The sequence below is a fragment of the Saccharopolyspora hattusasensis genome, assembly GCF_050972075.1.
GTDB classification, from domain to species: domain Bacteria; phylum Actinomycetota; class Actinomycetes; order Mycobacteriales; family Pseudonocardiaceae; genus Saccharopolyspora; species Saccharopolyspora hattusasensis.
Genome location: NZ_JBPCDC010000001.1, coordinates 690239 through 717060, shown reverse-complemented (window position 1 = coordinate 717060; position 26822 = coordinate 690239). Strand labels below are relative to the sequence as shown.

The following is a 26822-nucleotide window of genomic DNA, read 5'->3' as shown; positions in this document are numbered from 1 at the left end:
GTGTGGTCGTATTGTCCTGCGGGACGGATCCCGTCAGCGATGAAGGATTAATGACATCGCCGAATGAAACAGCCGCCGACGAAGTTTCTGTTCCGTTCTTCTCGCAAGCCCGAACGTTCGACCGGCTTTGGTCGTCCATCAGCGCCCGCGTCGAGGAGGTCTTCGACAACGGGAAGTTCTCCCACGGGCGCCAGGTCGGCGAATTGGAGCGCCGGCTCGCCGACTACACCGGTGCGCGTTTCGCGGTAGGGGTCAACAGCGGCACCGACGCGCTGATTCTGTTGCTGCGCGCGGCCGGGTTGCGTCCCGGGGACGAAGTGGTGGTGCCGGCGTATTCGTTCGTCTCCACCGCGACGTCGGTCGTGCTCGCCGGCGGGCGGCCGGTGTTCGCCGACATCGATCCGGTCACCTACGCGCTGGATGCGGCCGAGGTCGACCGGGTCGCGGGGCCGCGCACCCGCTTCGTGATGCCGGCGCACTTGTTCTGCCAGATGGCCGATATGCCCGCGTTGCGCGAAGTCGTCGACCGCCGCGGGCTGACCCTGCTGGAGGACAGCGCCGAGAGCATCGGGATGCGGCAGGCCGGGATCCACGCGGGCCTGCACGGTGCCGGTGGTGTGCTTTCGTTCTTCCCCAGCAAGACGTTGGGTGCGCTGGGTGACGCCGGTGCGGTGCTCACGAACGATCCGCAGATCGCTGAGCTGGTCTCGGGGCTGCGGCACCACGGCCGATTCGGCCGGACCCTCGACAACTTCCCGGGTATTTCCACCGAAACCGGTCTGGTGGGCACCAACAGCAAGATGGACGACATCCAGGCGGCCGTGCTGCTGGCCAAGATGACGAGCCTGGATGCCGACATCGCCCGCCGAGCGGAACTGGCCGAAGCCTACCGGGAAAGGCTTCGCGGGGTACCCGGCGTGCTCCGGCTTCCGCAGGTGGTCGACCGGGGACCGGGGGCGGTGGCGGTCTTCTACGCTTACCTGATCGAGGTCGAACATCGCGACGAGCTGGTCGACCACCTGGCCCGGTGCGGGATCGGCACCGAGACGTACTACCCGACGCCACTGCACCTGCAGCTCTGCTTTGCCGGGCACGGGCACCGGCGAGGGGACTTCCCGACCTCGGAAGCCGCCAGCGAGCGGGCCGTGGCGCTACCGCTGTACCCCGATCTCGAAGACGGGCAACTCGACCGGGTCTGCTCCGCCGTTCGCGAGTTCTGCTTCCGGAGGTGCGCCTGATGCGTTCGGAACTCCCGTTCTTTCCAACGGACCTGTTCGCCGACGACCGGAAGGTAATGCTCGAGCTGCTCCGGGAGATCGGCACCGGGCGCGAGCAGAAGTTCATCCTCGGTGAGCGCACCGCCGATTTCGAGGAGCTGCTGCGGGAATCGCTCGGCGCAGCCGATGTCGTCGCCTGCGGTAGTGGCACCAGCGCTCTCGGCCTGGTGCTGCGCGCGATGGACATCGGGTCCGGGGACGAGGTGGTGGTGCCGGCCTTCGGTTGTGCGCCATTGGCGTCGTCGGTGCTCGAGGTGGGGGCGAAGCCGGTCTTCGCCGACATCGCCCCGCACACCATGGTCGTCGATCCGGACGACGTCGAGCGGCGGATCACCGACCGGACCAAGGCGATCATGCCGGCGCACATGTTCTCGATCATGGCGGATATGCCGCGCTTCGTGGAGCTGGCGGCGAAGTACGGGCTGCGGCTTCTCGAGGACTCCGCGGTAGCCCAGGGAGCGGTGCTGGACGGCACGCCCGCCGGGCTTTGGGGTGAGGCCGGCGTCTTCTCTTTCGTGCAGGTGAAGTCCTTCGGCATGCCCGGCGAGGGGGGTGCTGTCGTCACTCGCGACCCAGAGCTGGGGCGCAGGGTGCGGATGCTGCGCAACCACGGGCAGAACCGGCGGCGGTTCGTCTACGAAATCGTCGGGACGAACAGCCGGTTCGACGAGATCCAGGCGGCCTTCCAGACGTACCGGCTCGCGGGACTCCCGGCGCGCCTGGAACGTCGGGCCGCCATCGCCGACTACTACACCGAACGCTTCTCCGGGCTGGACGGTCGTGGTGTCGTGCCCCCGCCGTCGGGGAGCGAAGGACGTTGCTACTACGTCTACTGCGTTCAAGCCGAGGAACGCGATGAGTTGCGCGATCACCTGGCGGAGCGGGGCATCGGCTCGCACGTCTACTACCCGCAGCCGCTTCCGCTGCAGGCGGGATTCGCGCCGCACGCCCCCGCGGGCGGGCGGTGGCCGAACGCCGAATACGCGAGCCGGCGGATCCTGGCACTCCCGATCTACCCGCACCTCAGTGACTCCGAGGTGACGTACATCGCCGACGCGGTCTGCGGTTTTGCCGGCGAGGAAGGTGTATCGCGTTGACGACGGTCGCATCCGACACGCACGACTACGTGTTCAGTGACAATAGCCGCCGAGGTGAGCAGTACCGCTGTTTGACCGCTGCGTATGACCCGATGACCACCGAACGACTTGCCGCCACTGGGGTTTCGGACGGCTGGCACTGCCTGGAGCTGGGGGCCGGCAACGGCTCGGTCGCGAGATGGCTCGCCGACCGCGTCGCGCCCACCGGAAGCGTCCTGGCCACCGACGTCCAGCAGGGCCGCATCGGTGATCACCCAAACCTGACTGCGGCCGTGCACGACGCCAGGATCGAACCGTTGCCGGAAAACCGGTTCGATCTGATCGTGGCCAGGCTGGTTCTCCAACACCTTCCCGAACGCGACGCGATCATGGCGAAACTCGTCCGGGCGCTGAAACCGGGCGGCTGGTTGCAGATCGAAGAGTTCGACACCGCATACGAACCGCTGCTGCTGGCACCTGATGAACGCGCCGCGCAGGTCTACCAGAAGTTCCTGACTGCCAAGACGCGGTTGATGCGCTCGCGTGGCGGCGATCCCGAGTGGGGAAGGCGGGTCGCCGCGGCGATGCGCGCGGCGGGCCTGGTGGAAATCGACCCGCAGCCGTACATCCAGTTGCGGCACGCGCAGTCGGCGGCTCTGCAGCTGCAGCTGAACCACACGTATCAGCTGCGGGACGGGCTGGTCTCGGTGGGGATGACAGACGAGGAGCTGGCGGAGGTGCGCGCGACGATGCGCGAACCGTCGTTCCAGGCATCGTCCAGCGTCATGTACTCGGTGCAGGGGCGAAAGGAACTGCAGTCGTGACGACGTCGGCTCCGGTTCGGAAGGCGGCCGCAGAGGTCGCCGCCCGGGTGGCGGAGGCGCAGCTGAGCGCCTTGCCGGCGGACTGCGCGGCAAAGCAGGTCGATGCCGATATCGATTGGTCCGGCCCGGTCGGTATACCGCTGCCGGACGAGTCTGCGGTGCAGGCGGCGTGCGGGATCATGCACGTGCACGGGCGGGCCGCCGGTCGGCCGGCCAGGCTTGGCGTGGACTACGCCTCGACGGTGGCCGGGGTACTTGCGGCGCAGGGAGTCCTGGCGGGATCCATCGCACGCGAGCGGGGCGTCCGGCTGAGCGCGGTCCGCACGTCCGTCGCGCAGGCCGCGTTGCTGGCGGTACAGCAGTATCTCGCGGCGGCGACCAGCGACGACGACTGGGTGGAGAGTTGGGAAGCTGGTGGCCGTCCACCGTTCCGGTCGCGGGACGGGATCCGGTTCGAAATTGAAACGTTGTATGCCGAGGGCTGGCAGCTGTTCTGGCGTGCGCTCGGTGCCGAGCCCGCAGCGATCGGCGAGGGCTGGTGGCCCTTCCAGCAGCGTTTCGCCACGGCATCGGCCAATCTGCCGTCGGAACTGCACAAGACGATGGCGGGCTTGGACTACGACGTCATTTCGGCCGCAGCCGTGTCCGCCGGTATCCACGCGCTGCCGTTGCGGGAGTATCCTGCGCATCCGGTCGATGTTGCCGCGTGCAGCCTGCGCATTCTCCCGGGTATGGGGGAGGTCCGGCCGGCGACATCCCTTGCGAGACCACTCGAGGGGATCGTCGTGGTGGAGTCGACACGGCGGGTCCAGGGCCCGGTAGCGGGGCATGTTCTGCGGATGCTGGGGGCCGAGGTCATCCGCATCGAGCCGCCGGGTGGCGATCCGATGCGGGGAATCCCGCCGATGGCGGGCGATTGCTCCGCGCGCTTCCGCGCCCTGAACGAGGGCAAACGGGTTGTCGAGCTGGACTTCAAGACCGATTCCGGTCGGCGCGCAGTTTACGAGCTCGTCGCGGAGGCTGACGTGTTCGTGCACAACTGGGCGCCCGGCAAGGCCGAGCAGCTGGGTCTGGATGCGGCGGATCTCGCCCGCTGCAGGCCGGGACTCACCTATGCGTGGGCATCGGGCTGGGAACCGCTGCCCTGGCTCGATAAACCGGTGGGCACCGATTTCCTGGTGCAGGCGCATAGCGGTCTCGGCGCCGCTGCCTACCCCGAGGACGAGCCGAGCGCCCCGTCGTTGATGACACTCACGGACATTCTCGGCGGGCTGGTGTGTGCGCAGGGAGTGCTGGCTTCGTTGCTCAGGCGGGTTCGCACCGGTACCGGGTCGAGGGTGGACTCTTCGTTGTACTCATCGGCCGGCGTGGTGCCGCGGCCTCGCCACCGGCCGGTGTGGACGGAGCTCGATCGTCCCCTGGCGACCGGTGACGGATACCTCGTCCTGCCGCGGGGAATAGCTCCCAGCAGCGTTGCGGGGCCACTTGGACTCAGGTCTTCCGGCACCGCCGCCGAGATCGCTACCAGGCTGCGGGAGCAACCGACGGCGACATCGATCTCGCTGTTGGCCGAGGCAGACGTGGTGGCGACACAGGTGTGCACCGAGCTGCGGGACCTGGCCGCCGATCCGAGATTCGATTTGGCACTGGGACGCGACGAGCACGTATTTCCTCTGACACCTTGGGAGTTCGAATGAACGACCACTGGATTTCCCTGGCGGACACCGAAATCCGGGACTGCGTGCCTGCGGAACTGCGGAGCCAGTGGGTGCGCCAAGGCGACTGCCCGGGTAAGGACGTCTACACGCTCTTCACCGAGCATGTTCGGGCACACCCGGATCGCGAAGCGGTCATCGACGCGCAACGGTCGCTCGACTACGCAGCGCTGGACCGTGAGGTGCGCCGGATCGCGGCAGCGCTGACCGATGCCGGGCTTGGCGCGCGGGACATCATCGGAATCCGCATGCCCAACGGGTGGCGGATGGCCGTAGCGGAACTCGCGGTCGCCGCCATCGGCGCGGTGGCGCTGCCGTACCCGGCGGGCCGCGGTAGCAAGGATACGATCAGTTTGCTCGGCCGGTCGCGTGCCAGCGCCGGTATCTTCGGCGCCGCGCCGGACGCGGACATCGCCCGCGAGCTGCCGCATATTCGCGCGGTATTCACCTTCGGTGCGGGCGAGAACGGGACACGCTCGCTGGACGACGTGGTCCCGTCGAACGATTGGTCCCCGCGGCCGGTCGATCCGGAGGCCCCCGTCCGGATTCTCGTCACCTCTGGTACCTTGGCGGAGCCGAAGATGATCGCCTATTCGCACAACGCCATGGTCGGCGGGCGAGCGAATTATGTGCGGGCCCTGCACGGCGGAAAAGGGCCGGCGCGCGGCCTCATCCTCATGTCGATGGCCTCGTCCTACGGTTCGTGCGCGACCTTCGTTGCCATCGCGGCTTTGGGCTGGACGCTGGTGCTCGCTGAGCGGTTCGATTCGGCGCAGGTTCTGCGGATGGTCACCAAGTACCGTCCGACCCATCTGTTCGGGGTACCGACGATGCTGCGGCGGCTATCGGAACATCCCAGCGCACCGGACGAAGACACGTCGAGCCTGCGCGCCGTCGTGTCGAGTGCTGCTCCGCTCTCCGATGTCACCGTGGCGCAATGCCGCCGGCGGCTTGGCTGCGAGGTCATCACCATCTACGGATCATCGGACGGGGTGAACTGCCACACCGCGAGAACGGGCACCAGCCGGGAAACAGGTACCGGAACTCCGGATGAGTCGGTCGCATCGATCCGCATCGTGGACCGCCAGGGGCAGCCTGTTCCGGTGGGCGAGTCCGGCGAAATCTGGGCTCGTGGTCCGATGACTCCGCTATGCTATGTGGCGGCCCCTGAGCTCGATGCCCGTTATCGCGCGCCGGGCGGTTGGGTACGCAGCGGAGACCTGGGGTTGCTCGACGAGCACGGGCGGTTGCACGTCCTCGGGAGGATCGAACAGGTCGTCTCGAGGGGTGGCTACAAGATCAGCCCGGCTGAGGTCGAGCGTGAGATCAGCGCACATCCGGCGGTCGTCGATGTGGCTTGCGTTCCGGTACCAGATGACGATCTCGGCGAACGAATGTGCGCGTGCATCAGTCAAGCCGCGGGGACTCCCGAGCTGTCTCTCGCCGAGATCACCGGGTTCCTAGAGCAGGAGCGCGGCCTTGAACGGCGGAAACTACCGGAGTTCCTGGTTCGGTTGCCGGAACTTCCGTTGGCTCCGACCGGGAAGGTATGCCGCCGTACTACCACGGCAATCGCCGTCGAACGCAGTACTGCCCAGATTTGTGACCCGGTTGGGAGCTGAAACCATGAGCCAGCGAGTCAATCTCATCCAGGAATCGCCGGAGAACTTCGGTGCCCTGAACACGCTCAGCCGGGACGCGGAGGAACGCGCGCGGGAATCCGGTGTGGACGTGAAATTGCTCGAGCTCGTCCGCATCCGTGCCTCGCAGCTCAACGGGTGCCAGTTCTGCATCGCGATGCACACGCGGTCCGCGCGGGAGGCGGGCGAGTCCGAACATCGTTTGCAGGAGCTGGAGAACTGGCCGGACTCGAGCCTGTTCACCGAAAGTGAGCAGGCGGCGCTGCGGTTGACCGAGTCCGTGACGCTGCTCAACGACCGAAAGGTGCCAGACGAGGACTACCGGCCGGCGGAGAAGCACTTCGACGAACCGCAGTTGGCGAGTCTGCTATGGACCATCGCGTTGATCAACGCCTACAACCGGCTGTCCATAGCGACCTCCTCGTAACGAAACGAGATGTGAGAAAGGAACCCGCATGTCTAGGACAGGTATAGCGCTGCTAGGTTTTCTCGGTGCGCTCGCCGCGATGGGAGCTACCGCAGTTCCCGCCTTGGCGGCCACCGGACAGGTCACGGTTTTCGAATCCGAAGTGCAGCCGCTGACCACATACGAGAACCCGGACGGCTGCTACAAACTGCCGCTCGCGGCACACGTCTTGAACAACCAGACCGATAAGCCGGTGCGCATCTACGGGGATCCGTTCTGCCTGGGGCCGAGCCTGACCGTCGGGCCGGGACAGGGCGCCCACGTTGCTCCGGGCAGTGGGAGCTTCTCCGTCTGAAACGCGGCGTCGGTGCTCGCTGCGCGTTCGGTGCTGCCGCAATCGACCGCGGTATTCCGATGGATCAAATCTAAGAAATAAACAATCTTACGCGGACGGTCAGCGAACGTCTGTGTGAGGCGACGCGTGCCTCGCGCGCCGCTTTTTCCAGGTAATAACGAAATGGAGTGATTGAGAGATGACCACTACCGTCGCCACCGAGCGGCTGCAGAAGCGTTTTGCCAAGTGGGACCACGACGGCAGCGGCCGTTTGGAGCGGGCGGACTTCGAGCAGGAGGCAGCCCAGATCGCTCAGGCTTTCGGTAAGAGCGTGGACTCGGCGGACGTGCAGCCGATCAAGAACGCCTTGATCGGTCTGTTCGAATACGTCGACCAGGAGGCCGGGAGCAACGGCCTGGTCACCGAGGCGCAGTTCATTGGCGTCACGGAGAAGCTCATCTTCGAGAAGGGTGAGGCCGAGTTCAACCGTGCGCTGACGCCGGTGGTACAGGGCATCGTGGCGTTGTGCGACAAGAACGGCGATGGGAAGATCAACGGCGCGGAGTTCGCCACTTGGCTCACCGCCCTGGGGATGGACGAGAGCCAGGCCGCGGCGGCGTTCCAGGGGGTCGACAAGGACGGCAATGGTGAGCTGTCCACGGACGAGCTGCTGGCGGCCGTCCGCGACTACCACTTCGGCCTGTCCGACGTCGAGCTGTTGGGCTGACCTTCACCGCGGATGCTGATTCCGTGCGGCCGGTGCCGTTCTGGTCGCCGGCCGCACGGACATCCGAACTGAGGAGATAATGTACAACAACACCTCTATTGTCACGGCAGGTGACGTAACGGAAGAGTGGCGGCAGCGGGCCCAGCGGGAGGGCCTGGCCCGCGTGATGCGTGCTTCCCAGCCGGCGGAGTACAACGCCGACACGACGGAGCGGACTCGGCAGGTGGTGGCGGGGCAACTGCGGACCGCGGCACGAGAACTCGCCCGTCCGCTGTCCGCCGCGCTTGAGATCGGATGCGGGATCGGCCGCCTGACGCCGACTCTGGCCGCAGAGGCAGACCGTGTTACGGCGCTGGACATGACTCCCGGAATGCTGGACGTAGCAAAGGAATCCTGCTCCGAGCTGTCCAATGTAGATTTCGAGCTGGGTCGTGCCGAAGACTTGCCCTGGCATGGGCGGAGGTTCGATGTCGCCGTGTCGGTTTGGGTGCTGATGCACGTACTCGACGAGGCGGCACTGGCCGAGATCTGCCGGTCGATCTCGCACTCCAGCCGTTACTTCGTGCTCGTGGAGTACGCGCAGGCAGCGATCCCGGTCAGCGAGTGGTCCCGGCTGCGGTCGGTGGACGACTACCTCGCGCAGATGCCGGGCGCACAGCTCGTTGAGACGCAAGAGCTGGATTACGGCGGGGACCGTTCCACGGCGGCACTGATCCGGTTTCCCGGCTGAAGCGGGTATCGATCATGAACACTGAAACGAGGCGGGCGAGCCCGACCGGAGAAGTCCGGCCGGAAAGCAAGCTCCGCAGTTACGCGCGATTAGCCAAGCTCGACGTCTACGACTACTACCTCAGCATCTTCGTGGCCGCCTCCGCGGTGGTCCTGCCGTTGGGTGCGCTAGATGCACGCACCGTCCTTACCCTGCTTGGCTTCCTCATCGGCGAGGTCCTCGTGACCGTCGCGCTGGTCGCTTTCGACGACCTCACCGGATTCCGCGACGGCAGCGATATCAAGAACTACGGGCCGGACAATCCGCTCCGTAAGAAGCTGCGGAAGCCGCTCGTCGCCGGCACGCTGGAACCTCGCGAAGCGGAGCGCTTCGGCTGGATCGCCGCGCTGCTTGGGGCCGCGGTCTGGGCGGGCACGCTCGCGATCGCGCCCGCGAGTCCGGTATGGACTGTCGCGGTAACCGGCGTGCTCTATGTCCTGGCGTTGCAGTACTCCTACGGACTCAAGCTGAGCTACCGCGGGCTCCAGGAGATCTTCCTCGTCTGGCTCGGCCTCTCTATGGTTATCGCGCCCTACGGCCTTGTGTCCGGGCAGTTCTCCTGGTTCGTGTTCGTGCAGGGCCTTTTGTTCGGCTTCGGCCCGCTCATGTTCGGCGTCTACTCCAACAGCAACGACGTCGAGGGCGACCGCTTGGTGAACCGGCCGACCGTTGCGGCTCTCGTCTCCGAACGGGGCAACACGATTTTCATCGGTGCGCTCTCGTTTGCCGAGTTCGCCATCGGTGCGTTGGCTTCGGCGCTCGGGGCCGCGCCGTGGTGGTTCGTGCTGCTGATGCTTCCGGCGACGGCGCTGCGCGCACGGCAGTACTACCTCGGCTTCCGAGTCGGCGACATCATGCGAGCCCGCAAGTTGGGCTTCAAGGTTCACCGGGTCAGCGTCGGGCTGTTGATCGTGGCGAACCTGCTCATCGCTCTGGGAGGCCCGGCGTGAGCACTGATCTCGATGTCGCCGTCGTCGGGGCGGGCGTTTCTGGCCTGACCGCGGCGCACGAGTTGCAGCGGGCAGGCTTGGATGTGCGGGTGTTCGAGGCGCAGCCGGAAGTCGGCGGCCGGATGCACAGCTTCCGGCACGAAGGTTTCGTGCTCGATGAGGGGGCGGAGCAGTTGTCCCCGCACGGCTACCGCGCCACCTGGCAGCTTCTGGCCCGCCTTGGGGTGTCGCTCGACGACATTCCTAAGATCGGCAGCGCCATCGGTATGTGGCGGGACGGGCGCGTTCACCACGGTGTCGCAGACCGGGCTGGGATGCTCACCGGCGCGGGGCTGTCGTTGCGGGCGCGCCTCGACCTGGCGCGAGTGCTCGGCGGCGCATCGCGCCGGAAGGCGGAATACGACTGCGACTTTCCGGAGTCCACACCGCTGGGCGCCGCGACCGTCCGCGAGTTCACCAGGCGCTACCACGACGAACTGCACGATTACCTGTTCCAACCGGTTGCGGGCTGTTTCTTCGGCTGGGATACGGCGCGCTCCGCTGCGGCGCCGATGTTGAGTCTGCTGCTGGCCGTTGGCCAGGTCGGCAGCTGGCGAACCTATCGCGATGGGATGGACACGCTCGCGCGCCGACTGGCCGATGGCCTCGACGTGGCCACCGGTGTGCGAGTGGACGAGGTCGCTGCGGAGCGGGATTCGGCACGCTTGCTGATCGGTGGGGATACCGTGACGGCCCGTTCGGTCCTGCTGTGCGTGCCGGCGCCGATCGCCGCGAAGCTGCACGCCAACACGCCCGACCACGAGCGTCCGTTCCTTTCGGCGTGCACGTTCACGCCGACGCTGAAGGTCAGCTGCCTGCTGGACCGACCGGTGGCACCGGAGTCCCGCCATCCGCTGTATGTGCTGCTCACCCCGGAAGCCGAGGAATCGGTGCTGTCCGGGATCATCATCGACCACGCCAAGCACCCTGGGCGCGTGCCGGCGGGCAAGGGACTCCTGACCCTGATGGCCAATGCCCGCACCGTTGCGGAGTTGCTGGACGCTCCGGAACCCGAGGTGATCGCGCGGCTGACCGCTGCGGCGGCCCGCTACGTGCCCGGTTTGGAATCGGCCAATGCGGCGAATTTCGTACACCGGTTCCGGTATGGGCTGCCCGAAGCGACCCCGGAGGCTCTGCGGTTGCGTTCCGGGTTCATGGCACGCGCCTGCACGCCGGTCGACTACGCGGGTGACTGGTTGACACTGCGGCCGTCGAGTGAAGGCGCCGTGCGCGCGGGAGCGCTCGCCGCTTCGCGGACGCTGAGCCGGCTCGGAGGAAAAAGAGACCGTCGACGACCGTCGCTCAATTCGGCATTGGAGGCCGTGTGAAACCGGACGATATGGGCGTCCTGTTCGATGAAGTCGCCGAACACGGCACCCCCACCACAGTTCACCTGGACCGCCCTTTCGACCTCGGCGACGACCGTCGTAAGTTCGGCGTCGCGGACCTCGCGGAGCTGGTGCATGAACTGGCCGGCTGGCTCGCGGCGGCTGGTGCCGGCCACCGCGACCGAGTGGCGATCGTCAAGGAGAACCACTGGGACTACGACTTGTTGTCCTGTGCGGCTGTGCGCATCGGCGCCGTCCCGGCGAAGCTTTCCGACCGCTTGTCCAGCAGCACCGTCGAGGCCCTTCTCAAGCGCCTCGATCCCAAAGTGCTGGTCACTACAGCAGCGGTGCTCGAACAGGCCCGCGCGGCAGGCGTCTACCTGGCGTCGTTCGCCGGCACGACGCTGGTACTCGATGGTGCGGTGCCCGGCACGCTGTCCCTGGATGATGTGCGCGGGCACAGCGCACCCGGCCCGCGCCGGCGCCATGGCGACGATCCGCTCGCCGTGATGCACACTTCCGGCACGACCGGGACGCCCAAACTGGTAGTCCACTCGCGGAACACGATCATCGGCCAGTTGGCGAGATTCGAGACGGTGCGCTACCCGGTGATCGGGATGCGTGGTGACGATACGCTCGTCAATGCGAGCGCGTACGCGCATGGCCGCACCTTCTGCTGGACCGCGAGCGCGTTCTGCCTGGCGCCGCGGGAGATCGTCGTCATCTCGCAGCAGGACGCCGACCGGGCGGACCCGGTGTTGCGCGCACATCCGCCGACGGTCATGGAAGCCCTACCGGCGACGTACGTGCGGTTCGCACAGTTGACCGAGCGGCTGGACAACCCGTTCCGGCGGACGCGGCTGTTCGTGAGTACCTACGACGCCATGCACCCGCCCACGATCCGCTCCTATCTGACCGCAAGTCACCGCAAGCGTCCACTGTGGATGCAAGGATGGGGGCAGTCCGAGACCGGTCCGCTGACCTTCCGCTTCCACACCCGGTCCTCGGTCGATCTGAAGCACAGCGGCCGCACGAGCCGCAACGTCGGCTACGCGGTCCCGGCCAAGACCCGGTTGCGCGTGGTCGATCCCGACAGCTTCGAGCCTGTACCGCGCGGCCGGCCTGGGCTCGTGCTGACCAAGACCGCCGCCCGCTGCCTGGACTACGTCGGGGAGACGGACCGATGGCAGGCCAAGCACTGGGGCGACTGGTGGATCACCGGTGATCTCGGGGTGCGCAACCGTGATGGCAGCGTGGATTTGCTCGACCGCGAGGTCGACATGGTGCCGGGGATGAGTTGTTTGCGTGTCGAAGACATCTTGGAGGAACGGCTACCACAGGCGCTGGAGTGCGTGGTCCTCGGACAACCGGGGAAGGCGCCGCTGCCGGTCGTCGTCACCGTCGACGGCGAGCTCGACAAGGCGAGCTGGCTGCGAGCGACCCACGACATTCTGCCGCTCCAAGCGCCGATTGCCCTGACTTGGGATCAGATCCCACGCACCGGAACCGGCAAAGTCCGTCGCCTCGCCCTACTTCAGGAGATCACGGCAACGGACGAAACCCACGGCACCGGACGGTGGACCTGACACAACGCGGCTGCGGGGATCGAGACCCTGCCCGGAACCTTCCAGCAGGCGGTGGCCTCCAGTTCGCCGAACTCAGCTCTCCCGGCACGATCCTCTGGTCGTGTCCGGTTGGCGGAAGAACACCCGTGAGCGTTTGTGGGTGCCATAGCACCCAAAAACACTCACGGCGTCCTCCTTACCGAAACGCCCGTCGCGATTCCTCAACTCGGAGATGTATCTCGGGACCACCCGGGTGTTTTTGGAACGGAGCATTGTCACTCACGACGGGTGTCGGTGGGGTCGTGAGTGGTGATGCCGGTTCTTACCGGAACGATCACTCACGAGGTTGGTTGTAGATCCGGTCTTCGACTGGATGCCTGGACGGCTGTCTGGGCGAACTCAGAACTCGTCGAGGCGATCGTGGTGTCGATGGAACTCGCGGCGCTCACGGCGCGTTGCACGCGCGCAAGATCGACCCGTGCGAGCTGGTGCGCACCACCGCGACGAAGGTGGCGAAGGCGTTCGGCCTCGCCGGGCGCAAGGGCGACCTGAAGCCGGGGCTGGACGGCGATCTGGTCGTGCTCGACCCGCACCGGGAATGGATCGTCGACGGTGCTGAGAGCTGCACTCCAACGTGGGTTGGAGCCCGTTCGACGGGATGCGGGTGCGCGGCAAGGTGCTGCTGACCGTTTCCCGCGGCGAGGTGATCTGGGACGGCTCCCACCTGCACTCCGAAGCAGGCCGCGGCGAGTTCCTGGCCGCGGACTGCTGACAGGGGAAACGACCATGCCCGACCGATCCGGCTCCCCCTCGTCGTTTGCGCGGGGCTTGGACGTGCTGGCCGCCGTGGTGGATGGCGGGCCGCAGCGCGTCGAGGAGATCTCGCGGCGCACCGGCCTGCCGACGAGTTCGGTGTACCGGTTCCTGCGCACGCTCGTCGCAGCGGGCTTCCTCGAACCCGACGACGGCGTGTACCGGGTCGGCGCGCGACTGGCCCGCAGCGGCGAAGGCGGCAACGAGCGCCTGCGGGAGCTGGCGCTACCGCTGCTGCGGCGGCTGGTCGAGCAGACCTCGGAAACCGCGCTGCTGACCGTGCGCGTCGGCCGGTCCGCGCTGGTCGTGGAGAGCGTCGACTCCCCGCACTCGATGCGGGTGTCGTTCACCCGGGGCCACCTGCGCCCGCTGCACGCCGGTGCCTCGGCGAAGGCCCTGTTGGCGTTCGCCCCGGCGGAGGTGGTCCACGAGGTGCTCAAGCACGGCATGGAGCGGTTCACCCCGAACACGCCGACCAAGAGCGCGCTGTGCCGCCAGCTGGAGACGATCCGGCAGCAGCGCTACGTGATCAGCCACGGAGAGGTCGACCAGCACGCGGTGGCGATCGGGGTGCCGGTGATGCGTGGCGGCGAGCTCGTCTGCGCGTTCAGCGTCGCCGGACCGGAGCACCGCCTCGACGGCTCGCGCGCCCGCGCGGAACTGCGGGCGCTCCAGGCCGCCGCCGCGCAACTTGAAGCAGCACTCGACGACCCCGGCAAGCCCAGTGCGCTGCCGGGGGCCTGACCTGCGAAAGGCTCAACCATGAAAACGGAATCGTCCCCGACGGTCCCGGCTTGCTCGGCGGCGCGGATCCGCGCGGATCTCGACGCCCTCGCCGAATTTCGCGCCCCGGACCGGCCGGGCTGGACCTGACCGGCGATCTCGGAGTGGTATGTCGAATCGCGGACCTGGATGACCGAGCGGATGGCCGACGCGGGTCTGCAGGTTCGCCGCGATGCCGCGAACAACCTGATCGGCTCCCTCGCGGGCACTCGGGGTTCGGGACCGGCCCTGGCGACCGGCTCGCACACCGACACCGTCGAGGGCGGCGGCCGGTTCGACGGGATCATCGGCGTGCTGGCCGCGCTAGTGGCGGTCCGCACCCTGCGCGAGCAGGGCATCCGGCTGCGCCACGACCTGCGGGTGGTGGACTTCCTCAACGAGGAGCCCAACCAGTTCGGGCTCAGCTGCGTCGGCGGCCGCGCCATCGCGGGCAGCCTGTTGCCCGCGCACCTGGAGCTGGACGACGGCGCGGGCGACACCCTGGCCGCCGGGCTCACCAGGGTCGGCGGTGATCCGGGCCGGGTTGCGGACGCTGCCTGGGATGCCGCGGAAGTGGCCGCCTTCCTGGAGCTGAACATCGAGCAGGGGCCGGTGCTGGAACGGGAGGAGCTGCCGATCGCGGTGGTCAGCGCCATTGCGGGCATCGACCGGTACCAGAAGCTGAGCGTGCAACCGCTGACGCTGTTCATCATGGGTGGGGCGACGTTCCTGGTCGGGGTGCTGCCGACGTTCGCCGCCATCGGAGTGGCGGCCCCGATCCTGCTCGTGGTGCTGCGGTTCGTGCAGGGCATCGCGGTTGGCGGCGAGTGGGGCGGCGCGGTGCTGATGGCCGTCGAACACTCGCCGCCGGGCCGCCGGGGCTTCAACGGCAGCTGGCCGCAGGTCGGTGTGCCCGCCGGGCTGCTGCTGTCCACCGGAGCGTTCGGGCTGCTGGCAGCGCTTCCCGACGAGGCGTTCGAGGCCTGGGGTTGGCGGGTGCCGTTCCTCGCAAGCCTGGTGCTGGTCGTGGTCGGCCTCGCAATCCGGCTGAAGGTGGTGGAATCTCCCGAGTTCGTCCGGATGCAGCAGGACAAGGCCCCGGCGAAGCTGCCGCTGGTGGAACTGCTGCGGAACAACCCGTCGGGCGTGCTGGTGTGCATCGGCATCCGCATCGGGACAGACGTGTCGTTCTACGTGCACTCGGTGTACGCGCTGAGCTACCTGACGACGAATCTCGGCCTGCCACGAAGCATCGGGCTGACCGCGACGCTGATCGCCGCCGGAATCGAGATCGTCACCATCCCGATCGCGGGCCTGCTGTCGGACCGCTACGGCCGTCGGCGGGTGATGATGGCCGGGGCGGCAATGCTGGCGTTGTGGGCGTGGCCGTTCTTCTGGCTGCTCGACTCCCGAACCTCGGTCGGGATCACCATGGCCATCGTCGTCGGCATCGCGGTCGCCCAGGCCACTGTGTACAGCCCAATGGCCGCGTTCTTCTCCGAGTTGTTCGCACCGCGAGTCCGCTACAGCGGGATCTCGGTCGGCTACCAGGTTGCCGGGGTCTTCGGCGGCGGGCTGGCGCCGATCATCGCCACCGCTTTGTTCGCGATCAGCGGCGGATACGGCTGGATCGCCGTCTACGTCGCAGCCACGGCGGCACTCACACTGCTGTGCGTGGCGCTAGGCACACGCCGCAGGACCCGTCCCGCAGCCGAGGTCGCCCTCCAGCAGCCGGCGCAGTGAGCAATTCGGGATTTGCAGCTGGTCGCCCTGTTGAAAGTTTTCGTCACGAAGTACCGGCACCCCGTGTTCACCGAGCGGGAAGAGAGGTGGGCCGTGCGTGATTTTCGGTGCTATAGCGCCCGAAAACGCTCACGACAACCAGCGACCGGTGTTCATCCCACCGCCCACAGCGGACCCCAGGAGAACATCGCGGTGAGGCGAACAGCGACCATCACGGGTTTCGTGTGTTCGCTCGGGGTCGGTCAGGTACTTCAAGGAATGCCTCCCCGGGCTTCGAGCACGGGGGTGCGGCGGATCTGATGTGTGTTGGATGCGATCGCCGAAGCCTATTTGTGATCTGTGATCACAGATCTGAGCCATGCGATCGCCGCACGGTTGCGGCCGGCATCGATCAATGCCGGTCAAACTCCCTTGCGATCACCAGGAGTGCGCGCACGCTCGCTGAATCCAGGTCGAGCCCGAGCAGTTCGCCCACGCCGTGCACCCGTCGTCGAAGGGTCTGGCGGTGCACGGCGAGCGAGCGGGCGGCGATGTCCACGACGCCGTTCGCGTCGAGGTAGGCCTCGAGGGCTTCCTTCAGGGCTAGGTCGGTCAAACGATCCCATGTCGCGGCGCGGAGGTACCGGACTGTCTCGGGTGGGAGAGCCGCAGGAACAACACTTTCGAGCGGGAGGTCACCGGCGGCGATGACTGTTTGGCGCCCTCGCGCGGCGAGTGTGGCCAAACCGGCCGCCTCGTCGTACAGGACCAGCACCTGAGCTGAACGCTCACTGTGCGATAGGCCGATGCGCACGGCCGCCTTCGAGGATCCGCACGACTGTGCCCAGCCACGGAGCGCAGTCGAGAGCACCCCCGATTCTTCTGGCGTCGGCGAGTCGGCTTCGGGACGTCGTACTACGAGCGCGCCGATCGTGTCATTCGTCGACCAGGCCCTGGCCGACCACCCGACGTCGCGAACACAGCGCTCAAGCGTCTCGACATCAGTCGGGACGGCCGGTGCCCCGACCTTGGCCACAATGACCCGAATGTTGTCTGACGGGCCAATGCCGAGCGCGGCAAGCAGATCCGAGCGCGTCTCAGGAGACGTGTCTGCATCGAGGATCGCCCGCAGCGAGGCAGTACGCAGGCGCCGTTCGGGATCACGGAGGACGTGACTTCTCGACAGCTGCAGGGCCAGCAGCGAGGCAGTGCTTGCCAGGAGAAGCCGTTCCTGGTCATCGAACCGGGCTTCCCGCACGACAAGCAGCGTCGGGGCGTTGGTGCCCGGCCCGCGATTGACAACGACGTCCCGGTCCGACTCGCGGATGGCGCCCGAGGCGGGCTCCGAGCCGGCTTGGAATCGCTTGAAGGTTTCGGCGAACTCGTCGGCAAAATCCTCCGCCCCAGCCCCCGAGGCGGCAAGGGTGGCATGTCTGCGATCGACGACCGCCGCGCGGCAGCGCAGCCGCCGGGCGAGCTCGTGGACGAGTGGTTCGCAAGTGTCCTCGGTGAGGCAGAGGTTAGCGAGTGCCGTCTCGGCGATCATCAGCGAGCGCAGACGCCGCCGCGCAGCGTCGATCCGGGCGCGTGCGACATACTCCGAGATGGCAATGTAGGGCGTTTTCAGAGGCACGACCAGCAGTGGGATACCCCGGGATTCAGCCAGCTCTGCCCATCGATCGGGGACATCAGGGTGCTGCTCATTGACGCCGCATCCGATACCGGCCACGCCGACCCTGACCAACGCATCGAAGATCCGTTCAGGGTTTGCCTCAGGCCGGCGAACGAACAACGTCGTGAGGAGGAATTCGCCGCCTGACAGCCACGGAGTCGGGTCGGCGACCTCGGAGACGTGGACCCAGCGCACGACGTTCGACAGCCCCGCGGCGCCTGCGATGCAGCGAAGTTTGAGCTCTGCCGCACCGAGCAGATCGCCAACGGTGACGCTCAACCTTGACCCTCGTTTCGATCACTGATCTGTCGATCCGCGAATATCGGTATCGCCAAAATAGTGTATGACACGTCTGCGTGTGCTCCTCAAGATGATGAGCGCCGAACGGAGCGGTTCGGCGTGATTCGAGGAGGAGAGCCGGGCACATGCAAGCGCGAGAACAACGGCGGTACGAGCTCATCGGGATCCCGTTCGATGGTGCGGCAACTCTTGGATGGCCGGGATCGCGCTACGCGCCTGCGCGGATTCGTGAGCAGCTCGCGTGGATGACGATGCGATCGGAGGACGGCGAGGTCTACTCCCTCGAGACCGGAGAGCTTCACCCGGCACCAAAGATCGACGATGTCGGCGATGTTTCTGTTGTGCCGCATGATGTCTCGGAGACACTCGACCGTTCAGCCGAGCAGATCGCCGGCTCTGTCCGTGCGGGCGCCGTGCCGCTGGTTCTGGGAGGCGACGATAGCGTCCTCTACGCCATCGTCGAGGGAGTGCACAGGGCCACGACGGGACGGCTGGGCATCATCCACTTCGACGCCCATCTCGACATCATGAACCACAACCAGCGGCAGGGTTCGTGGAGCCACTCCAGCGGCATGCGGCGCGGGCTTGAGCTTGAGCGCGTCGATCGCGAGCACGCGATCCAGATCGGACTGCGGCACTTCAACTACCCCAGCTCACGTGCGGCCGTGTGCGAACTCGGTCCGGCACAGATCACCGCCAGTGAATTCCACCGAATCGGGGTCGAATCCGTGGTGGAACGCGTCCTCGATCACGTTCGCGGAGCCGATCACATCGTGCTGAGCTTCGATATCGATGCGATCGATCCGGCGCACGCACCCGGGGCCGGTGCCCATGAGCCTGGCGGTCTAACCTCCAGGCAGGCCATCGACACGGTACGCGCGCTCGCACCCCACATCGATGCTTTCGCCGTGACCGAGGTCAATCCGCTCACCGATCACCGTGATCTCACATCGAACCTCGCCGCCTACCTCACCTATTACACGGCCGTCTTCGGCTGACATACCCGCGTGAGCGGTCTTCCGGACACAGACAAAGGAGTCGTCATGTCCACTCCCACTGGCTCGTCGGATGCGTCGAGAGCCAGCAGCCCCGGCACACTCGATACCGGCTCGATCCTCGTCATCGACCGGGCACGCCTGCGCCGCGCTGTCCGCGGTACCTTCGTCGGCAACCTCATGGAATGGTACGACGTCGGCGTTTTCGGCTATCTCATCGTCACGATGGGGCCGGTGTTCCTTCCCCAGGCCGGTTCTGCGGCACAGGTCCTGTTCATGCTCGGCACCTTCGCGAGCACCTATCTGTTCAGGCCGCTGGGCGGGATGTTCTGCGGGTGGCTTGGTGATCGCATTGGACGCCAGCGCGTGCTCTTCGCGACCCTTGCGCTCGTCGTCGCCGCAACCTTCCTCATTGGCACGCTGCCGTCCTACGACGCGGTCGGCATCTGGGCGGCGCTCCTGCTCATCACCCTGAAGATCGTGCAGGGCTTCTCCGCAGGCGGCGAGCTGACGGGGGCGATCACTTTCGTGAGCGAGAGCGCACCCGACCGCAAGCGCGGCTTTTACACGGCGTTCCTCGACGCGGGCAGCTACCTCGGCTTCACACTAGGAGCCGTGTTCGTGACCGTCCTACAAGTCACGTTCGGACAGCAGGCAATGGAGGACGGCTTCTGGCGGATCCCGTTCCTGGTCGCCGCACCCCTGGGTGTCATCGCCATCTACTTCCGCCTTCGCGTCGGGGAGACTCCCCACTTCGAGCAGGTCAAGGCACTCAGGGCGTCAGGAACCACGGAACCGCCGCGCGCACTCGGACCGTTCGGTCTCCTCCGGCGGTACTGGCGGCAGATGCTCCAGGTACTGGGCCTCGTCGCCGCCGCGAACACCGTCGGCTACGCCTTCACCTCTTACATGCCCACATACCTGTCCGGTGTCCCGGGCTTCGATGCCGTCTCGAGCAACCTCGTGAGCGTGCCCCTGCTCATCGCCATGGCGTGCTCCATGCCTTTCGTCGGCATGCTCTCGGATCGGATCGGGCGAAAGGCCGTGCTCTGGGCCGCGTCGGGATGGGTCGTCGTGCTGAGCATGCCGGCCTTCCTTCTGCTCAACACGGGCCAGATCGGCCTCGTCGTACTGGGTCTTACGATGATCGGCATCCCCGTCGCTCTCTACATGGGAGCGCTCGCCTCGACCTTTCCAGCGCTTTTCCCGACCAGCCACCGCTACGGGGGACTCGGTATGTCGTACAACATCAGCGTCGCACTCTTCGGCGGCACTGCGCCCCTGTTTATCGAGTCGCTTATCCGGTGGAGCGGTGACCACCTTTCTGCGGCCTACTACCTCATGGCAATGTCGGTTGTCGGCATCCTCGTTGTCGCGACGCTGCGGGAGTCCGCGCGACAGGCCCTGCCAGGCTCGCAGCCGGCGACCGATTCCATCGAGGAGGCACACGCGATGCACTTGGCCCGCTCGAGCGCTGAGCACGACTGACCGACCAGCCACGCCGGGCTGAGCTGCAGAGGCCCGCGATGCCCCGTCTGCATGCGGATGAAATCGATTTCCATTGAAATCGTGCGAGTTATCCACACCCTCCGGCGTGTCGTGACCCGACACGCCGGAGAACCGCAATTTCAATGGAAATCGGACCTTCGATTTCCATTGAAATCGCACACCTCCTGGGGAGGTGGGGACGTTCGCCGTGTTGGGGTTGGTGTTGATCAGTCTCCTTGGCAGCCGATCTAGCGGGCGGCGCCACACGCCCTGGGCCTTCGGCTGCACTGAGAGTGCAGTATGATGCCACCATGGGTGAACCGGACAGACCTGCCGTCGATACGAATGCCGTGGCTGAGGCCATCGGTGGGCGCGTCCGACGCTGGCGCTCCGAACGGAACTGGACACTGGACGCGCTTGCTGAGCGGTCCGGCGTGAGCCGACGGACACTCGTGATCATCGAACAGGGTCAGTCGAATCCCAGCATCGCGGTCCTTCTTCGACTCGCGAGCGCCTTCGGCGTCTCGCTGTCCGATCTTGTCGAAGACGGCGCGGTCAGTCCTATTCGCGTTCACCGGGCTGGGGAATCACACATCCTGTGGCGCGGGCCCAGCGGCGGCCGCGGTGTCCTCGTCGGGGCGACTGAGCCGCCGCAGGTCGTTGAGCTCTGGGACTGGGACATGGCGCCTGGTGAGCGGCTCGACAGCGAGCCCCATTCGCGGGGTACACGGGAAGTGCTGTTCGTGCACGCGGGCGAGCTCGAGGTCTACGTCGGCTCGAATGTGGAACGCATCGCCGAGGGAGATTCGGTTGTTCTCTACGGCGATCAGTTGCACGGGTACGCGTGTGCGGGAAGCGACAACGTGCATTTCTCGATGACGGTCTTGCAGCCGGGCGTAGGAGGAAACTGATCCCTCACCTGAGCTATCGGCGGGGTGAGGGGTGCACTGCGGTCGTGTGTCCCACAGAACACCACGAGGTATTGCGGTGCACTCCAAGTGCAGTATGATGCAACTATGATGTGCGGGTAACGCGACATTGGGCGCTGAGCTGCAGGTTTCGAAACCTCGGCAGGTGCCCGCGCGGTGGAGCTCGTGAGCTTGCGGTACGGCGCGAGGCTTGCCGTGCACGGGGCACTCGGGCGTAGTCGGAGTTGACTGTTGCTGGTGGAGAGCCGAGCGATCTCCACCAGGTTTTAACTCGAAGGCACGATTGCCTCGGCTGATCTTATACCGGCTTGTTGACCTAACGAAAGAGATTGATCTTGATGAGTGAGAACGTTCGCAACGGGTCTCGGCCTGACAAGCATGACCTGGCGAGTCTCGCGTTTGCCACTCAGGCTGTTCATGGTGGGAATACGACGGATTCGGCCGGTGGTGCGATTCGTACTCCGATCGTGATGGCGAACTCGTATCTGCTTCCGGATGACCCGTCCGAGATGGACTGGTCTGACACCGAGACGCTGTCGTACACGCGGAACTCGGGGTTTAATCAGATCTGTCTTCAGACGAAGCTGGCTGCTCTGGAGCGTGGCGAGGATGCGGCCGTGTTCGCAACAGGCGTGGCTGCTTTGCATGCCGTCTTCTTTTCGCTGCTGAAGTCCGGCGATCATGTGGTGGTCGGGGACGTTACCTATGAGGCGGTGTGGCGCCTGATGGCGGAGTTGCTCCCCGAGAAGTACAGGATCGAGACGACGTTCGTCGACATGAGTGATCTTGAAGCGGTTCGGGCGGCGATGCGACCGAATACGCGTCTGGTGCATACGGAAGCGATTGCGAACCCGACCACGAAGGTCGCCGATGTTGCTGCTATCGCTGAGATCGCACACGCGGATGGGGCGCTGGTTTCGATTGATTCCACGTTCACTCCGCCTCCGTTCTTCCGTCCGCTCGAACTGGGCGTCGATCTCGTCATCCACTCGTTGACGAAGTACATCAATGGCCACGGCGACTCGATGGGTGGAGTTGTCATCGGCTCCCGTCGGCTTGTCTCGCGCATCAAGTCGGAGGCCCTGGTCGATGTCGGTGGGTCCATCTCCCCGTTCAACGCCTGGCTCATCATGCGCGGGTCTGTGACGCTGCCCTTGCGGTTGCGTCAGCATTTCAGCTCCGCGGAGAAGGTCGCTGCGTTTTTGCAGACCGATCCTCGAGTCGCGTACGTCTACTATCCGGGGCTTGAGTCGCATCCTCAGCACGAGGTCGCTGCACGTCAGTTCCGCGGTCGTGGCTACGGCGGAATGATGGCCTTCGCTGTCGAGGGAGACCCCGACACTCAGAACCGGTTCGTTTCCAACCTCAAGATCATCACCTCTGCGGTGTCTCTTGGCCATGACGAATCACTCATCGTCCACGTCGCAGGGGAAGCGCGTGGCGGCTCGGAAAATTATCCCGAGCTTTTCCAGAAGTATGGTCACCTGCGTCTCTCGGTTGGCCTGGAAGATCCGGACGACCTCATCGCCGACCTCTCGGCGGCTCTTGACGCCACATTCGGAACCAACTAAGTCAAGCGGCAAAAGGCAGCTCGCCTCAGTTTACGGGAAACGACGACGTTACTCGTGGCCTCTGTGACGTGCTCGCCGCCCCCTCGGCGCTGATCTGAAACGTCTCAACGACCTCGCCCGCGACCGCGCCGCGCCGATCTCGATGACACCAGCCTTGGCTACCGCGGCTGCGACGCGCTCCACGCTGACGGAAGGCCCTCATGACCCGCCCCGCGAAACTCCCCACGAACCTTGTGCTGTCACCGCCACCGACCGCGGTCGCCCGGTGGCTGGCCGGGCTGGCGATGGTAGCGATTACGGCGGCGCTGGCCATCGTGCTCCCGGGCGCCGCCAGCGTAGTGCCACATCTGCTCCCCGACTACGAAAGCTGGCAGAACGAGGCCTACACCAGCATCCCGCAGTTCCTGCGTTGGTGGGTCAGCGACACCACCGAAGCGCAATTCTTCAAGACCGAACTCGGCGGGCTGGGCATGCTCGTCGGCGGCTGGGTCGCCCATCTGGCCTGGAAACGAGGCCGCCGCTGGGCAGGATTTCCCGTCAGCTACGGCACCGGACTTTGGCCTTGGGTAGTCGGCTCCGCGCTGTTGGGACTGCTGCTGTCGGAGATAGCCTGGGGCTGGGCATGGACTGTCACCAGCACGTCGCAGCCCACCTTCGTGCCATTCGTTTCCGTCCCGCCAGCCATCGTCCTCGTCTACGGCGCAGGGTGGGCGGTGGCGGTCACCGGTGCCGTGCTCGGGGCCGCCCTGACAACCCCGGTTGCTCTGCTGGTGGTTAACTTCGTGTGTGTTCCGCTTGGCCTTCCTGGCGTGATCGGCAGCGTCACTGGCATGTGGATCGGCGCTCTGATCGCTTTTTTGTTCTGCCGACACCTGCCGTGGATGCCGCAACCTGGCGGCGATTCGTCCGCGGACACGCCCGAGGCAGCCGGGCAGGAAGACGTTCCGGCAGGCACACCAGCCGTGCCTTCCCGACAAGGACCAGGATGGGTGGTCCGGCGGGTTCTCGCCGATTTCACCGAAGCACCCTTCTACGGCAACGAGATCGCCGCAGTCGGTCTGATCGCCGGAACCATTCTGACCTATGTGCTCAACCCGTTGGCTCCGGTCTACGGCACCGGCCTACTGCCTGCGGTGCTGATGGCCCAGGTACTCACTGCGACGATCGGCGTTCTCGTTTACCACCGCCGCTGGGTCGAAGCCGGCTGGTATCCCACTTTCGTCCCGGTCGTTTCCGTCGCGCCGGCCACCGTGCTGACGTATGGACCGACGGTGCAGGCCATCGTTGTCGGGGCTGCCCTCGGAGCTATCGCGGGACCACCGCTGGCCGCCCAAATCTCGAAACGCCTGCCATCCGATTTTCACCCCTTCATCGGTAACGTCTTGTCGATGACCGTCTGCACCCTCATCACCATTCCACTGCTGAGCGTGCTACCGGGCTTCACCTCCGCAAGCTGAGCCACCACAGTCACTGCTGAGCCGTGGCCGGTCGTCCGGCGGACACGCCAGCAAGCCATAGCCCCGCAGGGCTGGGAAACAGCAGCTGGTTTGCGTTGGGAGAGCCTGACGCCGCTAATTGATTTTGGCCAGAGTTGCTCGCTGAAATTCCCCACTCGGGGGCGGTGGTTAGCGTAGCGGTTGGTGGGTGCCGGTGGTGGTTTTGCGGAGCGTGTCGGCGCGGGCTTGGTGGTCGCGGAGGCGGTAGGAGTCGCCCTCGAGGGTGAGCACGACGGAGCGGTGCAGGAGCCGGTCGAGCAGGGCCGCGGCGACGGTGGTATCGCCGAGGACCTCGCCCCAGGATCCGACGCCGCGGTTGCTGGTCAGGATGATCGAGGTCTTCAGATAGCGTTGGGAGACAACCTGAAACAACGCGGAGGCGGCCTCGGCGGGCAGCGGGAGGTAGCCCAGCTCGTCGATCACGAGGAGGGCCGGGCCGTTGAAGAAGCGCATGGTGGTGGCCCAGCGGCCTTCGATCGCGGCGCGGTGGCAGCGGGCGGCCAGGTCGGCGGCGGTGGTGAAGTAGGTGCGGTAGCCGGCTTCGGCGGCTTTGCGTGCCAACCCGACGGCGAGGTGGGTTTTGCCGAGGCCGGGCTGGCCGATGAGCAGGACGTTGGTGGCCGACTCGATGTAGCGGCAGGTGGCCAGCTCGGCGATGAGCTTGGGATCGACGGTGGGGGCGGCGTCGTAGTCGAAGTCCTCCAGGGTGGCGGGGGTGGGCAGCGAGGCGAAGCGCAGCCTGCCGGCCAGGCGGCGGGCCTCGGTCGCGGACACCTCGATGGAGCAGAGTCGTTCGAGGGCGGCGGTCAGGGTGAGACCCTCGGCGGTCGCGGACTCGAGGACACCGGGCAGTGCCTCGGCGGCGGCGTGCAGCTTGAGCGTCGCGAGGTGACCGCGCAGCTGCTGGTAGAGGCTGGCCTGCGCCGGTGTGGACGGGGCAGCGTCGAGGGTCGTGTTCGGGGTTGTTTTTGTTGCTGTCACTGTGTTTTCCTCTCTCGTTGTTACTTCTCGTCGGCCGGGTCGGCCGGGGGCAGGGTGGTGCGGGCGGCGGCTGCGGCGGCGTAGCGGGCGAGATCGATCACGACCTCACCACTGGCGTCCACGCCGCTGGTCGGCGCTGTGTCGGTGCGCTGGGCGCGCAGGGCGTCGGCGGCTGCTCGTGCGTCCGGTCCGGGTGGGATGCGCTGCTTGCTGCGGTGCGGCCGCGCGGTGGTGGTGGCGGCCAGGGCGGCTTTCTCGAGCGCTAGGACGTGGCCGTGGTCGCGGACCATGACGCCGGCGCCCTCGGGTGCCAGGGTGTGGCGGGCGATCACCGTCCCGGACTCGGTGGCGACATCCACGTGGCCGGCGCCGAGCCGGTGGGAGACGGTGACGGTGGCGCCGGCGAGTTCGGGGGCGACGCTGTAGCGGTTGCCGCGGAAGGACACCAGCGCCTGCGCCGAGACGATCCTGGTGACCGTCAGGGTCGCCGGGAACGGGTCCGCGGGTGGGGTGCGCAGCGGCTCGGCCGCGGCGACGGTGGCCACGCTGGCTTTGCCATCCGCGGTGGCGCGCAGCCGGGTGTCACCGCGCGTGGAGCACCAGGCCTCGAGCCGCTGCTGGGCCTGCTCGGGCGTGACATCGTCAGGCAGGGTGCGCCAGAACCGTTGCGCCGCAACATGATTAGCTTTCTCCACGACTCCCTTGCGGTTACCTCGCCGTGGTGGGCATGCCCGCACCGCGACGCCATAATGCTTGGCCACGGCCGAGAACGAGGCCTGCACCCGACCGGACTCGGGGTTGATGACGGTGGCCATCCGGTCGAACCGCCACGCCCGGGTCAACCCGCCCAACGCGCGGGTAACCCGGTCCAGCCCATCGATCAGGTGCGGCTGATCAGTACTCGGGCACAGGACACCGCGCCACCGGCTCGAGTGCGACAGTGCCCCCACCAGCAGATGCGCGCATCCACCCCACCCCCAGTGCTCGGGTGGGTCGGGCAGATCAAGCCAGTCCCACTGCGTCTCATCCCCCGGTGGGTGCTCGATCACCGCCACCGCCCGGCCCTTCGCCGGTCGGCACGGCTCACACGCCGGACGCAAACCCCGGTCGCGGATCTGGCGGGTCAGCGTCGGATACGAGTGCGCATAGCCCAGCTCGTGCAGCTCGTCGTAGAGGGTGGTGGCCCACAGATGCGGGTCCTCGGCCAGCCGCGCCGAACAGTAGGCCACGAACCGCTCGAACGGATCCGGCCTCGCGCGGGCACGCGCCCCCGCCTCGCGGACACCGGACAGATAAGCGCGGATGGTCTTGCGGTCCCGCCCCAGGTGACGGGCGATCGCCGAGATCGTCCAACCCCGGGCACGCAGGGCGTGCGCGTCGATGTCTTCCTCCCGTGTGAGCATGAGACGTGGGGCTCCTTCGAGCTGGTGTGTGGTCAGAGAC

23 protein-coding genes are annotated in these 26822 nt (G+C 66.5%); 20 read left to right on the top strand and 3 right to left on the bottom strand.

Features of this window, described 5'->3' with window-relative positions; translation table 11 throughout:
* Positions 1 to 50: 50 nt before the first annotated feature.
* The 15 genes from ACRXBZ_RS03335 (at position 51) to ACRXBZ_RS03265 (ending at position 15968) form a co-directional block, all read left to right on the top strand.
* Entirely contained in the window at positions 51 to 1238 is a 1188-nt protein-coding gene (locus tag ACRXBZ_RS03335; RefSeq protein WP_433877727.1) for a DegT/DnrJ/EryC1/StrS family aminotransferase, read from the top strand.
* Positions 1238 to 2374, top strand: coding sequence for a DegT/DnrJ/EryC1/StrS family aminotransferase (locus ACRXBZ_RS03330; protein ID WP_433877726.1), 1137 nt, complete (start codon positions 1238 to 1240; stop codon positions 2372 to 2374). The genes ACRXBZ_RS03335 and ACRXBZ_RS03330 overlap by 1 nt, the downstream gene beginning before the upstream one ends.
* Positions 2371 to 3177, top strand: a complete 807-nt coding sequence (locus ACRXBZ_RS03325; protein WP_433877725.1) for a class I SAM-dependent methyltransferase — start codon at positions 2371 to 2373, stop codon at positions 3175 to 3177. The genes ACRXBZ_RS03330 and ACRXBZ_RS03325 overlap by 4 nt, the downstream gene beginning before the upstream one ends.
* On the top strand, positions 3174 to 4874 hold the full coding sequence (locus ACRXBZ_RS03320; RefSeq protein ID WP_433877724.1) for a CoA transferase: 1701 nt from the start codon (positions 3174 to 3176) through the stop codon (positions 4872 to 4874). The genes ACRXBZ_RS03325 and ACRXBZ_RS03320 overlap by 4 nt, the downstream gene beginning before the upstream one ends.
* Positions 4871 to 6514: a class I adenylate-forming enzyme family protein gene (locus ACRXBZ_RS03315; protein ID WP_433877723.1), complete on the top strand. Its 1644-nt coding sequence runs from the start codon at positions 4871 to 4873 to the stop codon at positions 6512 to 6514. The genes ACRXBZ_RS03320 and ACRXBZ_RS03315 overlap by 4 nt, the downstream gene beginning before the upstream one ends.
* Positions 6515 to 6518: 4 nt before the next feature.
* The gene (locus ACRXBZ_RS03310; protein ID WP_433877722.1) at positions 6519 to 6959 is read left to right on the top strand and encodes a carboxymuconolactone decarboxylase family protein; all 441 of its coding nucleotides are present in this window, start codon (positions 6519 to 6521) and stop codon (positions 6957 to 6959) included.
* Positions 6960 to 6987: 28 nt separating this feature from the next.
* Entirely contained in the window at positions 6988 to 7293 is a 306-nt protein-coding gene (locus ACRXBZ_RS03305) for a hypothetical protein (protein WP_433877721.1), read from the top strand.
* A gap of 178 nt (positions 7294 to 7471) precedes the next feature.
* On the top strand, positions 7472 to 7999 hold the full coding sequence (locus tag ACRXBZ_RS03300; protein ID WP_433877720.1) for an EF-hand domain-containing protein: 528 nt from the start codon (positions 7472 to 7474) through the stop codon (positions 7997 to 7999).
* A gap of 79 nt (positions 8000 to 8078) precedes the next feature.
* The gene (locus ACRXBZ_RS03295; RefSeq protein ID WP_433877719.1) at positions 8079 to 8729 is read left to right on the top strand and encodes a class I SAM-dependent methyltransferase; all 651 of its coding nucleotides are present in this window, start codon (positions 8079 to 8081) and stop codon (positions 8727 to 8729) included.
* A gap of 14 nt (positions 8730 to 8743) precedes the next feature.
* Positions 8744 to 9718: a UbiA family prenyltransferase gene (locus ACRXBZ_RS03290; RefSeq protein WP_433877718.1), complete on the top strand. Its 975-nt coding sequence runs from the start codon at positions 8744 to 8746 to the stop codon at positions 9716 to 9718.
* Positions 9715 to 11085 (top strand): protoporphyrinogen/coproporphyrinogen oxidase, encoded by a 1371-nt coding sequence (locus ACRXBZ_RS03285; protein WP_433877717.1) that lies wholly within the window; start codon positions 9715 to 9717, stop codon positions 11083 to 11085. Before ACRXBZ_RS03290 ends, ACRXBZ_RS03285 begins: the two co-directional genes overlap by 4 nt.
* An 11-nt stretch (positions 11086 to 11096) precedes the next feature.
* Positions 11097 to 12671, top strand: coding sequence for an AMP-binding protein (locus ACRXBZ_RS03280; RefSeq protein WP_433883791.1), 1575 nt, complete (start codon positions 11097 to 11099; stop codon positions 12669 to 12671).
* A gap of 613 nt (positions 12672 to 13284) precedes the next feature.
* A complete protein-coding gene (locus tag ACRXBZ_RS03275; protein ID WP_433877716.1) occupies positions 13285 to 13422 on the top strand; it encodes a hypothetical protein in 138 nt (45 codons plus the stop codon).
* A 14-nt stretch (positions 13423 to 13436) separates the two neighbouring features.
* A complete protein-coding gene (locus ACRXBZ_RS03270) occupies positions 13437 to 14207 on the top strand; it encodes an IclR family transcriptional regulator (protein WP_433877715.1) in 771 nt (256 codons plus the stop codon).
* Between the two features lie 168 nt (positions 14208 to 14375).
* On the top strand, positions 14376 to 15968 hold the full coding sequence (locus tag ACRXBZ_RS03265; protein WP_433877714.1) for an MFS transporter: 1593 nt from the start codon (positions 14376 to 14378) through the stop codon (positions 15966 to 15968).
* 391 nt (positions 15969 to 16359) lie between these two features.
* On the opposite strand, the gene ACRXBZ_RS03260 is transcribed toward ACRXBZ_RS03265, so the two are convergent.
* Positions 16360 to 17898, bottom strand: a complete 1539-nt coding sequence (locus ACRXBZ_RS03260; protein WP_433877713.1) for a PucR family transcriptional regulator — start codon at positions 17896 to 17898, stop codon at positions 16360 to 16362.
* Between the two features lie 146 nt (positions 17899 to 18044).
* On the opposite strand from ACRXBZ_RS03260, the gene ACRXBZ_RS03255 reads away from it, so the two are divergent.
* The 5 genes from ACRXBZ_RS03255 (at position 18045) to ACRXBZ_RS03235 (ending at position 24359) form a co-directional block, all read left to right on the top strand.
* Positions 18045 to 18917: an arginase family protein gene (locus ACRXBZ_RS03255; protein ID WP_168589375.1), complete on the top strand. Its 873-nt coding sequence runs from the start codon at positions 18045 to 18047 to the stop codon at positions 18915 to 18917.
* A 45-nt stretch (positions 18918 to 18962) separates the two neighbouring features.
* Positions 18963 to 20402, top strand: a complete 1440-nt coding sequence (locus ACRXBZ_RS03250) for an MFS transporter (protein WP_433877712.1) — start codon at positions 18963 to 18965, stop codon at positions 20400 to 20402.
* A 311-nt stretch (positions 20403 to 20713) separates the two neighbouring features.
* Positions 20714 to 21313 (top strand): helix-turn-helix domain-containing protein, encoded by a 600-nt coding sequence (locus ACRXBZ_RS03245; protein ID WP_433877711.1) that lies wholly within the window; start codon positions 20714 to 20716, stop codon positions 21311 to 21313.
* Positions 21314 to 21669: 356 nt separating this feature from the next.
* On the top strand, positions 21670 to 22902 hold the full coding sequence (locus ACRXBZ_RS03240; RefSeq protein WP_433877710.1) for a trans-sulfuration enzyme family protein: 1233 nt from the start codon (positions 21670 to 21672) through the stop codon (positions 22900 to 22902).
* A gap of 314 nt (positions 22903 to 23216) precedes the next feature.
* A complete protein-coding gene (locus tag ACRXBZ_RS03235) occupies positions 23217 to 24359 on the top strand; it encodes a hypothetical protein (protein ID WP_433877709.1) in 1143 nt (380 codons plus the stop codon).
* Positions 24360 to 24527: 168 nt separating this feature from the next.
* Here ACRXBZ_RS03235 and istB read toward each other — a convergent pair whose 3' ends face one another.
* Together istB and istA are read right to left on the bottom strand one after the other, a co-directional pair.
* A complete protein-coding gene (gene istB / locus ACRXBZ_RS03230; protein ID WP_433877708.1) occupies positions 24528 to 25379 on the bottom strand; it encodes an IS21-like element helper ATPase IstB in 852 nt (283 codons plus the stop codon).
* Positions 25380 to 25399: 20 nt separating this feature from the next.
* Positions 25400 to 26782, bottom strand: coding sequence for an IS21 family transposase (gene istA / locus ACRXBZ_RS03225; RefSeq protein ID WP_433877707.1), 1383 nt, complete (start codon positions 26780 to 26782; stop codon positions 25400 to 25402).
* Between the last annotated feature and the right edge of the window lie 40 nt (positions 26783 to 26822).

Bases quoted from the DNA above. Each gene is read 5' to 3' on its own strand.
- ACRXBZ_RS03335 (WP_433877727.1), top strand. From the start codon at position 51: ATGACATCGCCGAATGAAACAGCCGCCGACGAAGTTTCTGTTCCGTTC.
- ACRXBZ_RS03330 (WP_433877726.1), top strand. From the start codon at position 1,238: ATGCGTTCGGAACTCCCGTTCTTTCCAACGGACCTGTTCGCCGACGAC.
- ACRXBZ_RS03315 (WP_433877723.1), top strand. From the start codon at position 4,871: ATGAACGACCACTGGATTTCCCTGGCGGACACCGAAATCCGGGACTGC.
- ACRXBZ_RS03310 (WP_433877722.1), top strand. From the start codon at position 6,519: ATGAGCCAGCGAGTCAATCTCATCCAGGAATCGCCGGAGAACTTCGGT.
- ACRXBZ_RS03305 (WP_433877721.1), top strand. From the start codon at position 6,988: ATGTCTAGGACAGGTATAGCGCTGCTAGGTTTTCTCGGTGCGCTCGCC.
- ACRXBZ_RS03300 (WP_433877720.1), top strand. From the start codon at position 7,472: ATGACCACTACCGTCGCCACCGAGCGGCTGCAGAAGCGTTTTGCCAAG.
- ACRXBZ_RS03295 (WP_433877719.1), top strand. From the start codon at position 8,079: ATGTACAACAACACCTCTATTGTCACGGCAGGTGACGTAACGGAAGAG.
- ACRXBZ_RS03290 (WP_433877718.1), top strand. From the start codon at position 8,744: ATGAACACTGAAACGAGGCGGGCGAGCCCGACCGGAGAAGTCCGGCCG.
- ACRXBZ_RS03280 (WP_433883791.1), top strand. From the start codon at position 11,097: ATGGGCGTCCTGTTCGATGAAGTCGCCGAACACGGCACCCCCACCACA.
- ACRXBZ_RS03270 (WP_433877715.1), top strand. From the start codon at position 13,437: ATGCCCGACCGATCCGGCTCCCCCTCGTCGTTTGCGCGGGGCTTGGAC.
- ACRXBZ_RS03265 (WP_433877714.1), top strand. From the start codon at position 14,376: ATGACCGAGCGGATGGCCGACGCGGGTCTGCAGGTTCGCCGCGATGCC.
- ACRXBZ_RS03255 (WP_168589375.1), top strand. From the start codon at position 18,045: ATGCAAGCGCGAGAACAACGGCGGTACGAGCTCATCGGGATCCCGTTC.
- ACRXBZ_RS03250 (WP_433877712.1), top strand. From the start codon at position 18,963: ATGTCCACTCCCACTGGCTCGTCGGATGCGTCGAGAGCCAGCAGCCCC.
- ACRXBZ_RS03245 (WP_433877711.1), top strand. From the start codon at position 20,714: ATGGGTGAACCGGACAGACCTGCCGTCGATACGAATGCCGTGGCTGAG.
- ACRXBZ_RS03240 (WP_433877710.1), top strand. From the start codon at position 21,670: ATGAGTGAGAACGTTCGCAACGGGTCTCGGCCTGACAAGCATGACCTG.
- istA (WP_433877707.1), bottom strand. From the start codon at position 26,782: ATGCTCACACGGGAGGAAGACATCGACGCGCACGCCCTGCGTGCCCGG.